Genomic DNA, 21,127 nt, shown 5'->3' with positions numbered 1-21,127 from the left:
ACTAATGGTGGTTTCAAGAAAATATACTCTTGTATTATTACTTTTTGTAACGTTTTGTATCTTCCCTCAGGATAGTAGTAATGAATGTAATGTTACAACCATAAATTACGATTTTGAAGAGCCAAATCACAGTGGGATATATCCATTGTTTATTAATCAAAATAGTATGCCAGGTTGGAACACCACGGCATCGGATGGTCAAATAGAATTGTGGCCTTCCCCTAATTTTGAAAATGTACCTGCTTATTCTGGAAGCCAGTTTGTGGAGCTGAATGCCAATGTTGTTTCAGGATTATATCAAGATTACGATAGTCCCGAAGGAACGATTTTTAATTATGGTTTTGCTCATAGAGGTCGTCAAGGAACTGATACATGTCAGCTATTAGCAGGACCACCAGGAGGACCTTATGTCAATGTTGGTCCACCAGTTTCTACAGGAAATACATCTTGGAGTTATAATACAGGGACTTATACCGTACCAGCAGGTCAGCCTATTACAAGATTTATATTTCAATCTGTAAATGGTAGTAGTGGAGACAATAGTGTTGGTAATTTCTTGGATAGTATTAGTTTTACTGCTGAATTGGGTATACTTACAGAAGGGCCAATTGAGATTTATTGTGGTGATGAAGCTGTAATAGAAAGTCTAGGTGGAGGTACTTGGATTGCTAGTCCTGATAATCCTTCGGCTACCACTATTAGTAATGTAAATAGTAATAATATTACAATAACAGGTTTTTCTGTTTTTGGCGATTATGTTTATGAGTGGGACTCTGTTTATTGTACTTTTTCAATCACAATAACTTATGGTGAAGGATTTGTAGAGCCACCAGTAGTCGAAGATGTTTTCTTCTGTCAGAATAGTGTGGTTGATTCTTTAGATGTGGAGCCTATAGAAGATTATACCTTAAATTGGTATTCAGATAGTTCAGGTAATACACCTTTAGCTGGAGAGCCAGTCGTGGATACAAGTGTGGTTTCTCAAACAACATACTATGTTTCTCAGCAAACTACTAATGGGTGTGAAAGTGATTTAGTACCTATAGTTGTAACTGTAGATGCATTACCTATAGCAGAGACACCTTTTAACATCGAAGTTTGCGATGATAGTTCTAATGATGGGTTTTCTGTTTTTGATTTAGTGCCAGCGGGTTTACAAGCTTTAGGAACCCAGGATCCAAATACTTTTAATATATCTTATCATTTATCATATGAAAATGCAGAGATTGCTGAAGGAGATATTACATCGGCAGGAGCATACCAAAATGAGGATCCTCAAACCCAAATTATTTATGTAAGAATTGAAAATGTAAATAACACGTCTTGTTATGATATATCTCAATTTTCAATTATTGTAAATCCATACGAGAGTCCTAATTTTTCTTACGCGCCAAATTGTTATGGCGCAGAAATTTCTAGTGTAGATGAAGCGGGTGGAATCTTTTCGTTTTCTGAAACACCTACTGATAGTGCAAATATTAATCCAACCACTGGTGAAATAACTAACGCCACTCCTGGTGAGACTTATAGTGTAGAATATATAACTGGTGGAAATTGTCCAAACACAGCTTATGTTGATGTAGAGGTATATACTTTACCACAGATTATTGATCCAACTCCTTTAGAAGTCTGTGATGATGCTGTTTCGGATGGTCTTACAAGTATGGATTTAACCATAAAAAATAATGAGATTACAGGAGGAAACTCAGGCTATTCAGTAAGTTATTACGAAACACAATACAATGCAGATAATGATATAGATTCTTTGGAGATACCCTATACAAACACATCTAATGATCAAGAAATTTATGTTAGAGTTGAAAATAGTACTACCGGATGTTACGATACAACAACTTTAATTCTTTCCGTAGAGCAAGCACCTGCGGCGATTACGCCAACGGCATTAGAGTTTTGTGATCCAGATAGTGATGGTTTTGGTAGTTTCGATATTTCTAGTAAGGATGACGAGATTACTAATGGAGATAATAGTTTATCAGTAAGTTACCATGAAACTTATGCTAATGCATTAAACAATGTTGATGCTATAAGTAGTCCGTATAATAATATTGTTGAAAATATTCAAACTATATATGCTAGAGTTGAAAGTCTTACAATAGCAACAGATTGTGCAACAATAGTTGAATTAGAATTAGTTGTTAACCCAACACCTCAATTAGGTTTTGATGAAATTACCCCATTAAGTATTTGTGATGATGAATCTGGTGATGGATTTGGACAATTTGATCTAACATCTAAGACCTCTGAAATCACTCAGAATTTGTCAAATCCTTCTTCTTTCATAATATCTTTTCATGAAACATCAGCTAGTGCAGAAGATAATACAAACCCTATTGGTACACCTGGTAATTATACTAATATAGATGCTTTTGAGCAAATACTTTGGGTAAGGATAGAAGATAATGATACGGGCTGTTTTAAAATAACAACATTAGATTTAGAAGTAAGTCAATTACCTGTTTTATACCAACCATCACCTTTAGAATTATGCGATTATGATAATACCGGAGATGAAGTAGAGTTATTCATTTTAGAAACTGCAATTGATAATATTTTAAATGGTCAAACAGGAATTCAGCTTGTTTTTTACTTAACTCAAGAAGATGCAGATAATAATCTCAATCCAATAACAAGTCCTTATGCCAACATTGAAAACCCTCAAACGGTAATCGTAAAAGGTATCAATAATGAAACGGGTTGCTCATCAACCTTACCGTTAACATTAAGAGTTAATCCTATACCTTCACCAACAACACCAACTGATTTGGAAGTTTGTGATGAGGATAATGATGGTTTTTCAAGCTTTGATTTAGAATCTAAAAGCGATGAAATTATTGGAGGAGAATTAGATGTAGAGGTTACTTATCATGAAACACTAGAAGACGCAAACACAGGGTCTAATGCTTTGGCTAGTCCTTATGAAAATATTGTAATTGATACTCAAACAATTTATCTGAGATTAACAAATGTGATAACAGGATGTTACGACATTTCTGAGCAATTAACTCTTAGGGTCTTAGAGAAGCCAGAGGTGCCTTTTACAATTGAAGATTATATTATTTGTGATGCTGATAGTGATGGCACTGCGACCTTTGACTTAACAACAAAGGATTCTGAAATTATAGGGTCTCAAACAGATGTGACTTTAACATATCATATTACCGAAGCGGATGCTTTATCTGGTAATGCACCAATATCTAATCCTAGTTTATATATAAATTCAGGAAATCCTCAGGTCATTTATGTAAGATTGTTAAGTAATATAACTGGTTGTGTAGATGTTGGTATGTTTAATATTGAAGTGGCATTACCACCAGAGCCAATTCATCCAACTCCATTAGAGTTATGCGATGATGATATCGCTGATGAAATTACGGTATTCGATTTAACAGTAAAGAACTATGAAATAACAGGAGGACAATCGAGTTGGAGTGTTGCATACTATGAGACAGAAGAAGATGCCCAAGCTCAAGATAATGCAATTAATGCAACAGCTTATACTAATACTTCAATAAATGGGGAGCCTGCTAACCCTCAAACATTATTTGTTGTAGTAACAGATACTGATACAGGTTGTACAGCGCAAGAAATATTGACAATTGGTGTACTTCCTAACCCGACACCGACAGAAGAATTACCTAGTTTAACTCTATGTGATGATGTTAATTCAGGGGATTTTCAGGTGGCTTTTGACTTAACTACAAATCAAAACTTATTGTTGAATGGTGAACTAGGTGTTACACCTACATACTATGAAAGTTATGAAGATGCAGAAGATTTAACCAATGAAATTACAGCTCCAGAATCTTATACAAATATAAGTAATCCTCAAACCATCTATGTAAGAGTTACAAATGATTCTACGGGATGTTATACTATAGTTGATTTTGATATTTTGGTAAATCCATTGCCAGAAACTTCTGAAGTTTCAGATATGATCGTATGCGAAATCAATACTGACGATATTTATGAATTTGATTTGACTTTAAAAAATAATGAGGTATTAGGGGATTTAGATGAGACATTGTATACCGTTACATATCACGAAACTCAAGAAGATGCAGATTCTGTTCAGAATAACTTGGTCATGCCTTATACTAACACTAGTAATCCACAAACAATTTATATAGCTATAACAAATAATGAAACAGGTTGCTCAGTGAGTACAGTATCGTTTGATGTTGAGGTACAGGAAGGAGCATTAGCAAATGAAAACTCAGAAGCTATTGTATATGAAATTTGTGATGATGAAATAGATTTTGATAACAATTCTGCAAATAACTCAGCGGTTTTTGATTTAACTCCAGTAGAAGATATTTCAGATTTGTTACCTGGAAGTATTCAGGCTCAAATTTTAGATGGACAAGATCCGTCAAACTATCACCTTAGCTATTATTTAAATCAAGTAGATGCTGTAATGGCAGAAAATGAGTTAGATTTTCTATATGAAAACACAGTAAACCCACAACAGATATGGGTGAGGGTTGATAATAATACTTTAGATGGGAATGGTTTAGATACATCCTTATGCTTTGATATAGCTCCGTTGACTTTACAGGTAAATCCTCAACCGACTTTTGAGTTGGAAAGTAGTTACACGCTATGCTTAAGTGCAGATGGAAACTCTGTTATACAATCCCCAATAATAGATACTTATTTAGCAACTCCAGAATACAGTTTTGTCTGGTTTTATAATGGTGAAGAAATATTAGGAGCTACAGAAGGGAGTTATGAGCCAACCCAAGCCGGGACATATAGTGTAATTGCAACGGATGGAATGACTTCAATAGAAACAAATTGTTCAAGTAGTGCCAGTACAGAAGTAGTAAACAGTTCGCCTCCATTGATAGAGGTAATGGTTAATTCTTCAGCATTTTCAGAAAATCAAATAATAGAAGTTAATGCTGTTGGTCTTGGAAATTATGAATATAGTCTTGATGAGGGAGATTGGCAAGATGAAAGTATATTCACAAATGTTTCTATAGGAGAGCATTTAGTCACTGTAAGAGATAAAAATGGCTGTGGAGAGTCAATAGATTCTGTAATCGTAATAGGCTACCCTAAATATTTTACACCAAATGGGGATACTGAACATGATACGTGGAATATAGTAGGGTTAGAAGATCAAAGTAGCGCTAAAATCTACATATTTGATCGCTATGGAAAACTAATAAAACAAATAAGCCCTTCGGGTGAAGGATGGAATGGTACTTATAATGGCAATGATTTGCCAACAGATGACTATTGGTTTTTAGTAGAATATAGAGAGCCTGGAGTTTTGGAGGAAAGTGTAAAGACATTTAAAGCTCATTTTACGCTTAAAAGATAGGGTAACTTCTCTTTGTTGTTTTTTGAAACATATGTTTTAGAAAATGAAACAGATTTTATTCCATTTCTTCACTTATGAAAGTATGTTCGTAAAAAATAAATTTTAAATAAATGAAAGCAAAACTTACTATTTTAACACTTTTCAGTGTTACATTATTAACTTATTTGTCATGTAGTAAAGATGATGAAAACAAGGTTAGTGTGGAATCTATTGAACTTTCTGTTAGTGCAATTGAAGTTAATATTAATACAACGGTGAATTTTACTGTTACTACGAATTTAGATCAAATTGTTACTAGTGAATCAGATATATATATTAATGGAGAACTTAGTAATTTGACAAGTTTTATGCCTAATTCACCTGGAGAATATAATATTAAAGCAATTTATAGTACAGGTGGGCGAGAGTTTGAAAGTAATGTTGTAACGGTAATCGCAACTGAAATTCCATTAACTGAAATTGTGCTATCAAGCAGTGCTAACCAGATTGAAATGGGTGACCAATTTACATTTTTTGTTCATGGTGATAACTCTACTAGTCTTACAAATGACTCGTCATTTTTTATAAATGATGAGTTGATAGAATCTAATGTATACATACCATTAGAAACTGGTGAGTATGAAGTAAGAGCGGAATATACTATTGATGGATTAACCTACAACTCTAATGCGATCCAACTAACTGTTATAGCACAATCAACAGAAATAATGTTTTTTGACGAAATAGTTTTTTATGATGGTTATGCGGCTACTGTCAATGAGCCTGTACCTTCTGGAATTACAAGGGTTAACAATGCATCGTATGTGACCAAAATCACGGATGAGCATATTTCTCAAATCAATGAAGAGTTAGAAATTGAAGTTATAATTGGGGCTTTATGTGATAATTATGATAGAATAGGTAATTTATTTTTAAATCTAGTGAACCAAGGTGATGACTATTCTGAGTCTAATATTGTAGAGCGTATAGAGATAGGAAGATTTATAACCCCTTTTATGAATAAAAATGTAAGTCCGGATGAAGTGCCATATTTATTTCAAGTTGATAATATTGCAAAAATATTGAATGATCAAAATATCTCATCTACACACGATTTCTTTTTAGAATTCAATGTATTTGGGGTTCCTTATGCTGCAAACGAACAAGTGGCAGGATGTAGTGGGAGGAATGATGTATTTAGAGGTACGGTAATTTTTAAATCCAGAAATGAATCTTACACACCACAAAATCAGTATTTAGAGTCTGTAACTACATATTTTAATTTTAATGATTATGATTCAGGAGCTTCAGACGCAATAGGTCAATCAATTAAAACATTTAATTTTACGACGACTACTGATATTTCTGATGCCCAAATCCATGTGGTTATCTCAAATCATGGAGCAAATTCTGGTGGTGAAGAGTATGAGAGAAGACAACATTTCTTATACATGGATGGGATGTTAGTGGATAGTTATACGCCAGGTGGAGAATCCTGCGAGCCTTTTAGGGTTTATAATACACAAGCCAATGGAATTTATGGGCCGACACCTAGACCAGATAGTGTTTGGGCTTCTTTTAGTAATTGGTGTCCTGGAGATGTTATTCCAATCAGGACTTATGATTTAGGCAGTGTTTCAGCTGGTGCTCATACGTTTGTTTTGGATGTTCCTGATGCTCAATTTGTAGATAATCAAGGCTATTTTCCTGTGTCTGTCTATTTACAAGGAGAGTTATAATTCAACTTAATAAATTATTCTTTTTATTTCGAAGCGCCACTGAAGTCAGTGGCGTTTTTTATTGGCTATTTTCTTTCGTAAACGACAATTTTTCAATGTTTTGAAACAAAATTGACACAAAATGAAACAATGTTTTGAGTCAAAATGTTAAAATTATAAGAATTTGCGAATGGGAAAAATTGTACTTGTAGTAAGGTGTTTATAAAAAGTCATTCAAGTATAATTTAAATAGTTATTAATCAAATCAATTAATTTATGAAACAAAACGACATTTTAAAAAAGAGTAAAGTTTTCTTTTATCTTTTTGCATTATGCTTATTGGCTTCTTTTGCAAAATCTAAAACAAACAATGTATCCGAATTTTATTTCTTTACAACAGGAGATTATGTTGCTTTAACAATATCGTCAGGATTTAATGAAGATGTAATTGCGGAGACGGGTGATTTAGCAGGTACTACTACAGCAAGTGTAGATAAAGCTACGGATGATTATTGCTACATTGCTTACAACGTGGGAATTACTTATGGTCTGCCAACAAATGGTGAATTAAATAATGGAAATATCCCTTATCAGTTAGCTGATTATACCTCAAACAATGCATTAAGGTTAATTGGACCAACTAATTCATTAGCTGGAGCAGGCGGATTAGAGGAAGGTAGACCTACATCTGGTAGTGTTACTTTTTTAGAAAACGAGAATATCGAAACTATATATTTAGCTGTTACTTCTGGTAGTGGAACTTCTTCAGTTTCAGGAAATATTATTTTTGACGACAACAGTACTCAGGCTTTTACAGTGTCAATTCCAGATTGGTATGCAAATAGCGCTACTATTATAGCTAATAACTTAGGAAGGGGGCGCAGAAGTGACAACTCTCTTTCGGGAGCACCATCAGGCGGACCGTATATTTTTGAAATACCGATTGATGTTGATGTCGCAAACCAAACAAAATTAGTTACAGGTATGGATTTTCAAAATGATGCCACAGGAGATTCTGTTTTTAATTTATTTGCTGTGAGTGCTAAAAAAGTTCCATATTGTGATGCTCCTACTGATTTAAGTGCAGAGATTGGACCTGTAACAACTACATTATCTTGGGTAGATACAGTTTCTACAAGTTGGGAAATTACGGTACAACCTGAAGGAAGTGGTTTGCCATCAGGAAGTGGTGAGACAGTAAGCGCAACTACATACGATGCTAATACAAATATAGGAGTTACTCAAGAGTTTTATGTTAGAGCTTTATGTCCAGATAATGTAAATTTTAGCCCTTGGGCAGGACCATTTGTATTTGGAGATTATAAACCTCTAGAGCTTACAGGCTTAAATGCAGATGTAATAGCTAACGGAGTAGGAGATGCTTCTGTATCTGCGCCTCAAGATATTGATGGTACGGGTTATGCTTACTTGAGTGAAGATTTTAAAGTACAAGAAACGGATGCAGATTTAAGCTTTGGACTTCCTGCTAACGGTGTATTACCAAGTCCAAATACAGACGGACTAGAATATAATTTTGCATCTTATGATGCGAATAATTCTTTAAGAATAGAAACGGCTGGAGTTGAAGAGACGATAACATTACCTGCAGGCTACCCGTCAGAGAAAATATATTTGTTAACTACCTCAGGAAGTGGGTCTGCCTCAATTTCTGGTGATATTAATTTTAGTGACAACACTAGCCAATCTTTTACTTCGGTAACTGTACCAGATTGGTATTATTCTACAGCTTTACCAGTTGCTATTTCTGGAATAGGTAGAGTTAGTACGTTTGATAACGTTATTCAAAATCCATTTAATAATCCTCGTATTTATGAGTTGGAATTAAGTATAGATAATGCTAATCAAACAAAAACGATTACATCTATTGATATTACAAAAGATTCAGGTGGTGTTGTAAATATTTTTGCAATAACTTCTAAAATGTCTGGTGAAAGTTTATCTGTAACAGATCAAAATAATCTGTCTTTAAACATTTATCCTAACCCTGTGAAAAATAACCTTTATATTGAAGGGGTAAATGTGTACGATATATCAATGTACAATATTTTAGGAGAAAGAATTGATGTTGAATTTAAAGAGGGAAAAGTTGATGTTTCTTCATTGGATAGTGGGATGTATCTTCTAAAAGTATCTAATGATTTAGGTCAATCAAAGACATTTAAAGTTTTGAAAAAATAATCCTTAATCAATAACGTAAATTGTTAATAGCGAAAATTAGGGAAATATAGGTGTCTGCCTTATTTCCCTTTTTTTTTAGATATTTTTTATATTGGTTCTTTAAAGTTATTTATGAAAATAAAACTAGACTTTCTTTTATTTCTATTTGTTTCTTTCTTAGGTTTTTCTCAGAATGCACGTCATCTTTCAGTAGACGATGGTCTTCCTCAATCATTTGTTTCAGATATTGTAGAAGATGATGATGGGTTTGTGTGGATTGCAACTAGAAACGGTTTAGCAAGATTTGATGGTCATGAAATTAAAACTATAAATCATATTCCTGGTGAGAATAACTCAATAACTTCTAATATTATTTCTAAGCTACAAAAAGGAGAGAATAAAAAACTGTGGATTTTTTATGAAACAGAAGAGGTTGATTTATTGAATTTAAAGACGGGTTGTATAACCAACATGATTACTAATGAAGATACTAAAGAATATGAGCAACCAATATCAACAAGTAGTTGTGTAATAGATAGTAAAAATAGGCTATGGAGCTATTTTGATAAGCAAACAATTTTACTTTATAGACTAGACAGTTTAAATAAAAAAGCTGGTAAAAAATATCGCTTTGAAGAGGATACAATTAGATCCGTATTTTATGATAGGAATAACTCTTTATGGGTATATAGTCAGAAAGGGCTTAACAAATACAATGAAAGTTTAGATAAGTTTGAATTAAACCCTATGCCTTTCAAAGTTAGTTTTGAAAGTGATTATGATGGTGATAAAAATATAGCCAGAGCAGTTTCGGATTTAACAGAAAGAGATAATGGTGAATTAATGTGGTTCTGCAAGAGCTATCTCTATTTCTATAACCCAACAACATCAGTTTATAGAAGGCAATTAATTATAGATGATTTGTTGGTAAATCCAGAAGAAATACAAACAGGTCCGGATGGTAAGGAATATTTTTTTGTAGATAATAAAATCTATAGTTACGATGATCTCATAGGTATAAAGGAGCTGGGAGGAATCAAGCCTAACAAAAGTATTTTGCATGAAAAGGATATAGACACCCAAGCTTTTTTAGTAGATAAATCTGGTTTAATATGGGTAGCAGTAAACACAGATGGTATTTATCAAGTTGATTTAAATATCGATTTTAAAACCTTTGAATACAAAGATGATTTTGCAATAAGCATCTTTAAGAACCAGTTTAATATTGCACTAGAAGACTTCTTTAAATTCGATTTAAAACGAAAGGGCACATTATTGCCCGCGTATCATTTAAGATCAGTAAAAAATGATCGAAAGATATGGATGGCAATTAACAGAACGGTTTCTTATTATGATCTAGATACAAAAGAACTTATAAAGCTGGACGAAATACCCTTGGATGGAACAGAGGATTTTATTCCTTTAAAAGGTATTGCTATTGGTAAAAATGGTAGTCCGTTGGTTATTGATGAAAACAAGAATATTTATAAGTACAATTTTGATGCTGAAGAGTGGGAAATACATCCTTCAACCTTACTTCTATATAAAAACTTCAAAGGCGAACTAAAGCCAAATGCTTTAATTGTAGATGATGAAAATTCAATTTGGATAACCACAGAGTATAATGGTTTAGTATGTATTGACAAGCATGGTAAATTGAAACATTTCCAAAAACAATCAGAAGATGAAAGTTTTCCAACTAATAATTTAATTAATGTCATTTTAGATAAAAGGGATAAAAATATTCTTTGGATTGCCAGTTACAGTGGGTTAATAAAACTGAATAAGGAAACGTTAAAAACTGATTTTTATTCAAATCAAGAGGGTTTACCGGACAATACTATTTATACGATAATGCAAGATGATCAAGCTGCTTTATGGTTAGGTACAAATAAGGGTCTTAGTAAATTTAATCCTGATTCTGAAGAACAGAAAACCTATACATTAACTCATGGTTTGCCTACTATGGAGTTTAATAGGTATCATCAACTGATAATGCCAAATGGACTTTTTGCATTAGGTGGCATCAGTAAAGGTGTTATGTTCGATCCATTAAAAATTAAGGAAGATGACTTTGCTCCAAATGTAGCAGTAACATCAATAAAGGTTAATAATGACAGCTATAATAAAGATCAACAATCTTTTTTTCAGTATAACGATATACAGGAAATAAACCTTCCACACGACCAAAATAATCTAGCAATTGAATTTGTAGCTCTAGAATATAGCTATCCAAATGATATAAAGTATAGGTATAGATTAAAAGGCTATAATGATGGTTGGATTCCTTCAAATAACTATAGAGAAGCTGTTTATACTAATATTTCACCAGGCAACTATGTTTTTGAAGTTAATTCAACAAACACATCAGGTTTGTGGAGTGATAAGGTAAAAGAAATAGCTATAGCCATATCTCCTCCCTGGTGGTTAACACCTTGGGCAATTATACTCTATGTAGTTTGTGTTATTAGTATGGTTTACTTCTTTATAAATTGGAGAATAAAACAAAAATTTATAAGAAAAGAAATAGAACTACAACGTAAAGAAGCAAAGCATTTTAGAGAAATAAATAAGATAAAGACTAAGTTCTTTACTAATATGACTCATGAACTAAGAACACCATTGTCTCTTATCATTGCTCCTGTTGAACAATTAAAAAATACAGATAATAAAAAGCATAAAAAGCAATTATTAAAAATAATAAAACGCAATGCTAACAATTTATTAAACCTTTCAGACCAGTTATTGGATATAGCTAAGTTGGAAGCAGGGATGTTAAAACCCAACTATTTACACGGTGATATCGTAGTGTCCTTAAAAAAGTGTATTGAAGCTTTTAAAGAGGAGGCAAACGAAAAAGCTATTTCAATAGATCTTATTTCACCTTTATCAGCTAGATATAGATTTTCCCCATATTTATTAGAAAGAATAATCAATAATCTTGTTTCCAATTCTATAAAGTACGGTTATGAGGGAGGCAAAATAGAAATTACCATGACCGAATCTTTTGAGGGTTTAATTCTCAAAGTAGAAGATGATGGCACAGGAATATCAAAAAAGGATTTACCTCATGTTTTTGAGAGATTCTATCAGGTGAATTTACCAGATAACAAATCTAATGCTACTGGTAGTGGAATAGGCTTGGCCCTTGTTTATGATTTGGTGAAATTACAAAAGGGTGAAATACAAATTGAAAGCGAAACAGGTAAAAACTCTGGTACAGTAATTTCAATAATGCTTCCTTATAAAAAAGTAGAAGATATTACTGAACCTAAGATGATTATTGAGGATCAGTTATTGCCACTTATTACTAATGATAAAGACTTACCTACGGTTCTTGTGGTTGAGGATAATAAAGAAATGCTAGAGTTTTTATCCATTAGTTTAAAGCCCTATTATAAAATTGTACTTTCTGAGAGTGCAGAGAAAGGTTTAAAAATAGCTCAAGCCATAATTCCAGAAATAATTATTAGTGATGTTATGATGGCTAATATGGATGGTTTGGAATTGTGTAAGAAATTAAAGGAAAACATAGCAACTAACCACATACCTATAATTTTATTAACCGCTAAAACCGAATTAAAAAGTAGGTTAAAGGGCTTGAAGGTTGGTGCTGACGATTATGTTACTAAACCTTTTAGTGTCTCTGAGTTGTTGCTTAGAGTAAGAAATAGAATTGAAATTCAAGAAAAGCAACGAGAAACAATATTTGAAGAGTTAAAGTTGCTACCAAGTAATGAGTTAGAAGTTACAGAGCCAGAAGTTAAGGATGATTTTTTAATTCAAATTGATCAAATTCTTGAAGAACACTTAGATGATGAACAATTTGGGGTTAATGATCTGGCGCTTAGATTGAATATGAGTAGAACTAGCTTGCACAGAAAAATAAAGGCACTCACAAATATCTCAACTGGTAAAATTATTCAGATTTATAGATTAAAAAGAGCTTCTTCTTTTTTAAAGGCTGGGAACAATATATCTGAAGTGTCTTATAAAACAGGTTTTGGAAGTCCGTCATATTTCACAAAATGTTTTAAGGAAACTTATGGGTTAACACCATCGGAATATGTTGAAAATCATAGTGTGAAACAATAATTCTACATATTGTAACAATTTTGATATAGAAAATCATTGAGTATAGAGATTTTTGGTGAACACTAAAAATAAATACTCAAAACATGAAAAACTATCTGTTCCTTTGTGTCGTTTTTCTCTGCTTAACTAAAGCATTTGCTCAATTAGATCCTAATTTTTTAGGTAATGCCTATTCTGGAGGAGGCGACTGCTATGTCATCACTTCAAATACCCAAGGTCAATTAGGTGCTGTATGGTATGATAATGCTATTGATTTTACGGCTGATTTCGAAATTATATTTGACGCCAACTTTGGTGCAAACGATGACGATGGAGCAGATGGCATTACATTGGTCATGAAAAACAACCCGACTTATGAGGTTGGGCAACAAGGTAATGGTCTAGGGTATGCAGGTATAATGTCTTCAATTGCAGTAGAGTTCGATACCTACCAAAATAGCGAGAGAGGTGATTTAGCGTCCGACCATATAGCATTAATATCTAACGGAAGTACATTTCATTCTGCTGCTTCAAATTTAGCAGGTCCAGTTAGTGCTTTATCTACAAACCCTAATATAGAAGATGATCAGTTTCACGAAATAAAAATTGCTTGGGTTGCTGCTTCGCAAACACTAACAGTACTTTTTGATTGTGAGGAACGAATTACTTATACAGGTGATTTAGTCAACACAGCTTTTAATGGGACTTCTCAAATATATTTTGGTTTTACAGGGTCTACAGGTTTGTATCATAACCTTCAGCAGATATGTTTTAAATATTTGTCTTTTGCAGACACACAAGATGTATTAGATGCAGAAATTTGTTCTGGTGATGTAATAGATACAGTAGATGTTACTTATAATGGTGCTGTTTCCTATTTATGGTCACCATCAGAAGGAGTTAGTGATGTGTTTTTGCCAGATCCAGAGTTTTCTCCAGCAGTCGACACTGTTTATTCTGTTGATATCATCGATAGTTGTGGTGATACCGTTACCAAAAGTTTTAGTGTATTGGTAAATGAGGTGTCAATAGATGATGTACAAGCTGTTATACCTACGATATGTCAAGGAGATAATGCAGAATTCACAATAACAGGAACACCGAATGCAGAAGTGACTTATAATATTAATGGAGGTGCGGATGAAACAGTGGTACTAGATGCTTCGGGAAATGCATTAGTGTTAATTTCAAATGTATCATCAAATCAAACCATCAATGTAACATATATTGAATCTACGGAAAATTCTAGTTGTTCAGCAACACTTTTAGAGTCAGCTACAGTTAGTGTAGCTAGTAGTGAAGATGCTTCCTTTACCTATTCTGCGACGACTTGTGACGGAGGAACTGCTAATGTAACTGGAGATTTAGGTGGCGTTTTTCAATTCAATCCTCAGCCAAGTGATGGTGCTTTGTTAGATGAAGCTACAGGCGAAATTATAAATGCACAACCTAATACGTCTTATTCAGTTGAATATACAACATCAGGTTCTTGTCCGGATTCTAGTATCCAAACAGTAACAACTTTAGATGCAGGTAATGCTTCATTTGTTTTGGTTCCTGAAACTTGTGGAGCTGTAGCAGAAATATTAGGTGATTTGGGTGGTGTTTTTTCCTTTGACAATCAGCCAACAGATGGAGCTTTAATAAATCCTGATACAGGCGAAATTACAAATGGTGTTTTAGGCACAACATATACTATAGCATATACAACTAGTGGAGCATGTCCTCAAACAGAATACGCTTCGGTAACTATAGAAAATTGTATTATTCCTGAAGTCATTACTCCAAACGAGGATGGTTATAATGATAGATTCGATTTAACTGGTTTTAACGTAAAAGCCATAGAAATATTTAATAGATATGGCACTAAAGTTTTTGATAAGTCCAATGGTTATGTTAATGAATTTTATGGTGTTTCTAGTGGAGGTCATAAACTTCCAACCGGAACTTATTTTTATACACTAGTGTTTCAAGACAATTCAACCAAAATGGGTTGGGTATATGTTAATAGAGAAAAATAATCAACAATCATTTTTACGTAATCATAATGAATAAATCATATATACTGATTATAGCATTGCTTTTTGTGATGCAAATACAAGCTCAGCAAGACCCTCAATATACACAGTACATGTATAATATGAATGTGCTAAACCCAGCTTATGCAGGATCTACAGAAGCAATATCAATAGGTGCTTTGTATAGAACACAATGGAATAGTTTAGAAGGTGCACCAAAAACAGGGACTTTTTCTGTGCATGCACCTGTAGGAGGACAAGTTGGTTTAGGGGTATCTGTTATAAAAGATGAAATAGGGCCTGTGAGTGAAACCAATGCTTATGCCGATTTTTCTTATACAATACCATTATTTAACGAACATAAACTTGCGTTTGGAATAAAAGCAGGCGCAACGTTTCATGATATAGGTTTATCTAATTTAGTTGTTTTACAGCAAGATGATCCATTAGTATCAAATATTAATGAGGTAACACCTAACATAGGTGCAGGAGCATACTTTTATAAGCCAAATAAATATTACGCAGCTTTATCTATGCCAAACCTTTTAAATTCGGTACATTTAGACACTAATGGAAACAAAATAGGGTCTGAAGTACAGCATTTATTTGCGGCAGCTGGTTATGTTTTTGATTTGTCAGATAATTTTAAATTAAAGCCACACGGTCTTTTAAAAATGGCAATAGATAGTCCTGTAAGTTTCGATCTTAATGCAAATCTTTTTATGTACAATTTTGTAGAAGTTGGTCTTGGATACAGATTAGACGATTCTTTTAGTGGAATGGTTAATTTTTCCATAACACCAGATATTAGAATTGGCTATGCTTACGATAATATAGTTTCTGATTTAAATATAACTACAAATGCTTCACATGAAGTATTTATAACCTTTGACATCAGAACTTTCAAGAAAATTTCAAACTCACCACGCTTTTTTTAATCTGTTAAGTAGATACTTATGAAACCTTTAAAAATTACGATTGTTCTGTTTTTTACTTGTGTATTTGGACTTTTTGCTCAAAATAAAGATACAAAGGAGGCAGATAAATATTTTACCGAATTAGAATACCTCAAAGCTATAAAAAGTTATAATAAACTGGTAAGTAGCAATAAAGCAGATGTATATGTTTATTCGCAGTTAGCTGAGGCAAATTTTAATATTTTCAATACTAAAGAAGCAGAAAAATGGTATGCTAAAGCTTTAGAAACATCTCAGGATGCCAATACAATGTATAAATATGCTGAAATGTTAAAGGCTAATGGTAAGTACGAGCAATCTGAGATTTGGATGCAAAAATTTGTAGAACAAAATCCAAAGGATGAACGTGCAAAAGCTTACAGTGAGAATCCTGATTATGTAAAAAGTATTCTAGAAGGAGAGCAACTGTATAAGTTAACCAGTTTGGATTTTAACTCTACAGAATCAGATTTTGGTGGTACACAACAAGATGGTGTTCTGTATTTTGCATCAGGAAGAGACACTTCGGGAAAAAAATACAGATGGGATAACGAATCATATTTAGATATTTACCAAGTAGTCTTGGGTGAAGGTACAGAAGAAGATGCACAGCAAGTAGAAGGTTCTATTAATACAAAGTATCATGAAGGTCTAGTGTCTTTTAGTCCAGATGGCAACACTATGTATTTTTCTCGCGAAAGTTTTTTTGATGGAGACTACATAAAAAATAAGGAAAATAGAACTAAAACTAGCGTTATCTATTTGTTTAAAGCAACTAAAACAAATGGAAAATGGGATGATGTAGAACCGTTACCATTCAATAATAAAAATTATTCAGTAAAAAATCCAGCAGTAAGTGCTGATGGAAATACTTTATTTTTTGTCTCAAACATGCCACAATCCGTTGGAGGCTATGATATTTTTAAGGTAGCAATAAATAAGGATGGTACCTTCGGAGAACCTATGAATTTAGGTGATGAAATTAATACTGTAGAACATGAAATGTTTCCTTATGTAAGCAGTAACAATACTCTTTATTTTTCTTCAACAGGTCATTTAGGTTTAGGTGGATTAGATGTGTTTTATGTTGATGAAAATAATAAAGTTCAAAATATTGGTGTGCCTGTAAATAGTAGATCGGATGATTTAGCATTTACGATTGATGAAGAAACAGGTAAAGGGTTTGTGTCTTCTAACAGAGAAGGTGGAAAGGGTAATGATGATATATACGCCATAGAAAGAATACAACCTTGTAGGGTAGAAGTAACTATTACAGTTTTGGATGAGGAAACGTCGAAGATTCTATCAGGAGTAGATATTGTTATAAAAAATCATTTAGATAAAGTAGTTGAAAAAGTAACAGATAATAATGGAAATGTAGTTTATGAAGTAGCTTGTGATAAAGCTCTTGAAATAAAGGCAAGTTTACAAGGTTATGAGAGTGTGTCTACTATATTTAGTGGTAGTAAAAATGAAAAAGAAACTATACAGATATTGTTATCACCAATTGAAAAAATAATCAAAGATGAAAAAGTAGTCTTAGATCCAATTTTATTTGATTTTGATAAGGCTAATATTACTTCTCAAGGAGCTTTTGAGCTAGATAAACTAGTAGCAGTTATGAAAAAGTATCCTAAGATGGAAATCTTAGCGGAATCCCATACAGATAACATAGGTTCAAAAAAATATAATAAACAATTATCAGAACAAAGAGTAAAGTCAACTGTACAGTATGTAATTTCTAAAGGAATAGATGAAAGTAGAATCACAGGTGTAGGTAAAGGAGAGGAAGACCCAAAAGTAGACTGTGGTTCAAAATGTACAGATGAAGATCATCAAATTAATAGAAGAACAGAATTTATTATTGTAAAAGGAAATCCATTGAAGGAATAAAAAATTAAATTTAGATTGGTTTTTAAGGCAGAGTAACTGAAATAATTTCAGGAAATACTTTGCCTTTTTCTTTATAAATTCTAAAACGGTTCGGTTTTTGTCTTTTTTGTATAAATTAGTAAAATATTAAGTCTTGCTATCATGAAAAAAACAATCTTTATTCTATTGGCTGTTTTAGCCTATTCCTGTGGTGTACACCAAAAATCTAATATTAAATCTAACGAAGAGTTTGTAGTAAACCTAAAACGTGCAGATACTAGAGGTGGTATGATAGAAACGGTTTTGCAAGGAGTGTTTTTTGGTGCTTCATATTTGGCAGAAAAAACATCTAAATCTTTGACAAATACGTATTCTCAATCATTGTCTATCAATAATTATTACAATACAGATTTAGGTGAGGTTGAGAAAACTTATAAAGAGATTGAAATCAAGAAATATTCGAAACCTAATGATGTTACAGAGAAAGAAAGAATAACGACTTTAGTAAAAGAAGATTTTAATAGCATGCCAAAATCTCGTGGTGCTGCTCAATCTCTAAAATTGGATGATGTTATTAGACTAGAAGAAGATGATTTACTCAATTTTTATGCTAAAATAGAGCTTATTAGTGATCCTGAAAATCCAAGTATTACACGTTTAAGCTTTAATGAATTGCGCATTTTCTTCTCTAAAACTAAGGTTTATACAGACGAAAATCTAAATGCTAAAATCTCAATATCTATTGAAGGACAATGGAGAGGAGATGATGGAACCCCTAAAAGCGCTACACTCATTGAGCAAGAATATGATTTCAAAAATTTGAAGTATGGAGCAGATAATCTTATCAAACAACCAATTTTATCTCCGTGGTATTATGATATACCGTTTACAACGCAAATAGATGGGAACGAGAATTACGGAATAGTTAAAGTGAATGTAAGATTAGATGAATATGAAGGCAATAAGAGCAAGTATATTAATCAATTGCCAACGATGTTGAGTGATAACAAAGATGCTATTATTTCTGATGGAGCATCTGCAATTGAAAAAATCGCTAACTAATTTTCAATGAGGTTTTTTTATAAAAGTTCTTTAAGCAAAGATGCACTTTTATGTACCATAATGACTTTTGTGGTCGCTGGACTTTTATATTTTATTTTTATCAATCTTACAATTTTAGATCCTTTTGAAAAGGCTTTTAAAGACTTTAAGTTTACCGATATATATTATGCAGAGAGACTAGATAATCAGCGTGTAAATTCTAATATTATATTAGTTAATATTAAGCATGCAGACCGGTTTCAATTAGCGCAAGCAATTGAAGTTGTTTCAAAGCAAAATCCTAAAGCAATTGGTTTAGATATTATCTTCAAAGACCAAAAAAGTCAATTTACAGACTCTATTTTAAAAAGTACTTTAGCTAATACACCCAATATAGTAACAGCGTATTATCGCGAAAATGATTCCGCAGTAACTAACCACTCTTATTTTGAAGTTAATGGTTTACAAAAAGGATTCATAAACTTAAACCTAAATGGACAAAACACTGTAATTCGTGATTTTTTAGGTGCTAAAAAAGAAAATCAAGAGTTGTCTTTTACTTCACAACTTGCTAAAACTGCTGGTTATATAGATGAAGAATATGCTTTAAAAAAATTAAATGAACCGTTACCAATAAACTACATTGGTAATAAAGATGTCTTTTTAAACTTTAGCATTGATGAGGTTTTGAATACTGATGAGATTCCTGCAATAAAAGACGCAGTGGTTATTTTTGGGTATTTAGGTAATGGTAATGAAATTTATGATATAGAAGACAAACATTTTACACCTCTCAATAAGGCTTGGGTCGGTAGAGCTGTTCCAGATACTTATGGAGTCGCTATTCATGCTAATATTTTGAATATGCTTATCAATAAAAACTACATCTCCAAAGTATCTACTTTTATCATATATCTTATAGCTTTTATAATTACATATATTACTGTACTTCTTTCTATGAAGTTGTATAAACGTAATAGCTTTATTTATGATTTAACCGAGAAAGCTGTGCAGCTAATTATTTCTGTGATTCTGTTATATCTGGCATTATTAATGCTTCAAGCTAATGTATATGTTAATATTATGCCTATCATCATTTTACCTTTATTCGGTATAGGAATGATAGATTTTTATGAGCATTTAGTAATATTTCTCAATAAAAAATACGAATGGAAAAGTCAGTTGTTGTAATGTTTTTTTGCTGTTTTACATTTCTATTGAAAGCTCAGGATAGCCTCTGTGTTTTTAAACTTAATGGTAGTGCTTATGCGAAAACAACTAACAAACTTCAACCACTCTCAAAAGGAAAGTTTATTAATAAGAACCAAACCCTTATCCTAGATTCATCCTCAAAATTAACGGCTATTAATGCTTCTGGTGAAGCTTATAAAGTTGAAAGTAATGGTCAATTTAAATTCAAGGATATCCTGAAGCTAAAGACTCAACAGTCGGGTAGTTTAACCTCGAAGTACTTTAAAGTAATTTGGGACGAGTTTGTCAAAAAAGAAGAAGGTTCTACCGTAATCGGAGGTGTGTTCAGAGGAGATATTTTAATGGAATTTCCAAAAGATAGTGTCATGCTGGCCTCATCAAAACTAACCTTTAGTTGGAAAACTAATGAAGTAGATTCTTCCTATTATGTATTTGTCAGAAATAAAAAAACAGATGAGATGTTGAAACTGGCAACAAATGGAAACCAAATCTCATTATACAAAACTCAACCATTTTTCTCAGAAGACAATACTTTTGAATGGGCCGTGACTACTGAAGAGTTTCCAAGTTTAGATAATCTTACGTTTTACAGTTTTGAATTGATTAGTAGAAATCAATATGCTGAACAAGTAAAGAACTATACAGCATTGTTAACGGATTTGGAAGCCTTGGGCTTATCTGATGCCGAAATAGAAACTACAATTTGCGAAATTTATGGACTTTGTAAATAGA

Annotated in this window: 10 protein-coding genes; all 10 read left to right on the top strand. The window is 32.7% G+C overall.

What is annotated here, in order from left to right; genetic code table 11:
* Positions 1 to 4: 4 nt before the first annotated feature.
* Positions 5 to 5,347, top strand: coding sequence for a T9SS type B sorting domain-containing protein (locus AC2H4K_RS03270; protein ID WP_493742817.1), 5,343 nt, complete (start codon positions 5 to 7; stop codon positions 5,345 to 5,347).
* Positions 5,348 to 5,457: 110 nt separating this feature from the next.
* A complete protein-coding gene (locus AC2H4K_RS03265; protein WP_281138286.1) occupies positions 5,458 to 7,065 on the top strand; it encodes a peptide-N-glycosidase F-related protein in 1,608 nt (535 codons plus the stop codon).
* Between the two features lie 255 nt (positions 7,066 to 7,320).
* Positions 7,321 to 9,243 carry a T9SS type A sorting domain-containing protein gene (locus AC2H4K_RS03260; RefSeq protein ID WP_281138285.1) on the top strand — a complete coding sequence of 641 codons (1,923 nt, stop codon included), beginning with the start codon at positions 7,321 to 7,323 and terminating at the stop codon, positions 9,241 to 9,243.
* Between the two features lie 111 nt (positions 9,244 to 9,354).
* Positions 9,355 to 13,317, top strand: a complete 3,963-nt coding sequence (locus AC2H4K_RS03255; protein ID WP_281138284.1) for a hybrid sensor histidine kinase/response regulator transcription factor — start codon at positions 9,355 to 9,357, stop codon at positions 13,315 to 13,317.
* 83 nt (positions 13,318 to 13,400) lie between these two features.
* Positions 13,401 to 15,317, top strand: a complete 1,917-nt coding sequence (locus AC2H4K_RS03250; RefSeq protein ID WP_493742816.1) for a lectin-like domain-containing protein — start codon at positions 13,401 to 13,403, stop codon at positions 15,315 to 15,317.
* A 26-nt stretch (positions 15,318 to 15,343) separates the two neighbouring features.
* Positions 15,344 to 16,252: a PorP/SprF family type IX secretion system membrane protein gene (locus tag AC2H4K_RS03245; RefSeq protein WP_281138282.1), complete on the top strand. Its 909-nt coding sequence runs from the start codon at positions 15,344 to 15,346 to the stop codon at positions 16,250 to 16,252.
* A gap of 18 nt (positions 16,253 to 16,270) precedes the next feature.
* The gene (locus AC2H4K_RS03240; protein WP_281138281.1) at positions 16,271 to 18,163 is read left to right on the top strand and encodes an OmpA family protein; all 1,893 of its coding nucleotides are present in this window, start codon (positions 16,271 to 16,273) and stop codon (positions 18,161 to 18,163) included.
* Between the two features lie 141 nt (positions 18,164 to 18,304).
* Positions 18,305 to 19,204, top strand: a complete 900-nt coding sequence (locus AC2H4K_RS03235) for a hypothetical protein (protein WP_281138280.1) — start codon at positions 18,305 to 18,307, stop codon at positions 19,202 to 19,204.
* 6 nt (positions 19,205 to 19,210) lie between these two features.
* Positions 19,211 to 20,374 (top strand): CHASE2 domain-containing protein, encoded by a 1,164-nt coding sequence (locus AC2H4K_RS03230; RefSeq protein ID WP_281138279.1) that lies wholly within the window; start codon positions 19,211 to 19,213, stop codon positions 20,372 to 20,374.
* Positions 20,353 to 21,126: a hypothetical protein gene (locus AC2H4K_RS03225; protein WP_281138278.1), complete on the top strand. Its 774-nt coding sequence runs from the start codon at positions 20,353 to 20,355 to the stop codon at positions 21,124 to 21,126. Before AC2H4K_RS03230 ends, AC2H4K_RS03225 begins: the two co-directional genes overlap by 22 nt.
* The last annotated feature ends 1 nt before the right edge of the window (position 21,127 follow it).

The sequence above is a fragment of the Winogradskyella sp. 266wxhm genome, from assembly GCF_058964685.1.
The sequence above is the reverse complement of the archived record's forward strand: the minus strand, read 5'-3'. Positions and strand labels throughout refer to the sequence as shown.

Excerpts from the sequence above, each read along its gene's own strand:
- AC2H4K_RS03240 (WP_281138281.1), top strand. The coding sequence starts at position 16,271 with ATGAAACCTTTAAAAATTACGATTGTTCTGTTTTTTACTTGTGTATTT.
- AC2H4K_RS03235 (WP_281138280.1), top strand. The coding sequence starts at position 18,305 with ATGAAAAAAACAATCTTTATTCTATTGGCTGTTTTAGCCTATTCCTGT.
- AC2H4K_RS03250 (WP_493742816.1), top strand. The coding sequence starts at position 13,401 with ATGAAAAACTATCTGTTCCTTTGTGTCGTTTTTCTCTGCTTAACTAAA.
- AC2H4K_RS03225 (WP_281138278.1), top strand. The coding sequence starts at position 20,353 with ATGGAAAAGTCAGTTGTTGTAATGTTTTTTTGCTGTTTTACATTTCTA.
- AC2H4K_RS03260 (WP_281138285.1), top strand. The coding sequence starts at position 7,321 with ATGAAACAAAACGACATTTTAAAAAAGAGTAAAGTTTTCTTTTATCTT.
- AC2H4K_RS03265 (WP_281138286.1), top strand. The coding sequence starts at position 5,458 with ATGAAAGCAAAACTTACTATTTTAACACTTTTCAGTGTTACATTATTA.
- AC2H4K_RS03230 (WP_281138279.1), top strand. The coding sequence starts at position 19,211 with ATGAGGTTTTTTTATAAAAGTTCTTTAAGCAAAGATGCACTTTTATGT.
- AC2H4K_RS03255 (WP_281138284.1), top strand. The coding sequence starts at position 9,355 with ATGAAAATAAAACTAGACTTTCTTTTATTTCTATTTGTTTCTTTCTTA.
- AC2H4K_RS03245 (WP_281138282.1), top strand. The coding sequence starts at position 15,344 with ATGAATAAATCATATATACTGATTATAGCATTGCTTTTTGTGATGCAA.
- AC2H4K_RS03270 (WP_493742817.1), top strand. The coding sequence starts at position 5 with ATGGTGGTTTCAAGAAAATATACTCTTGTATTATTACTTTTTGTAACG.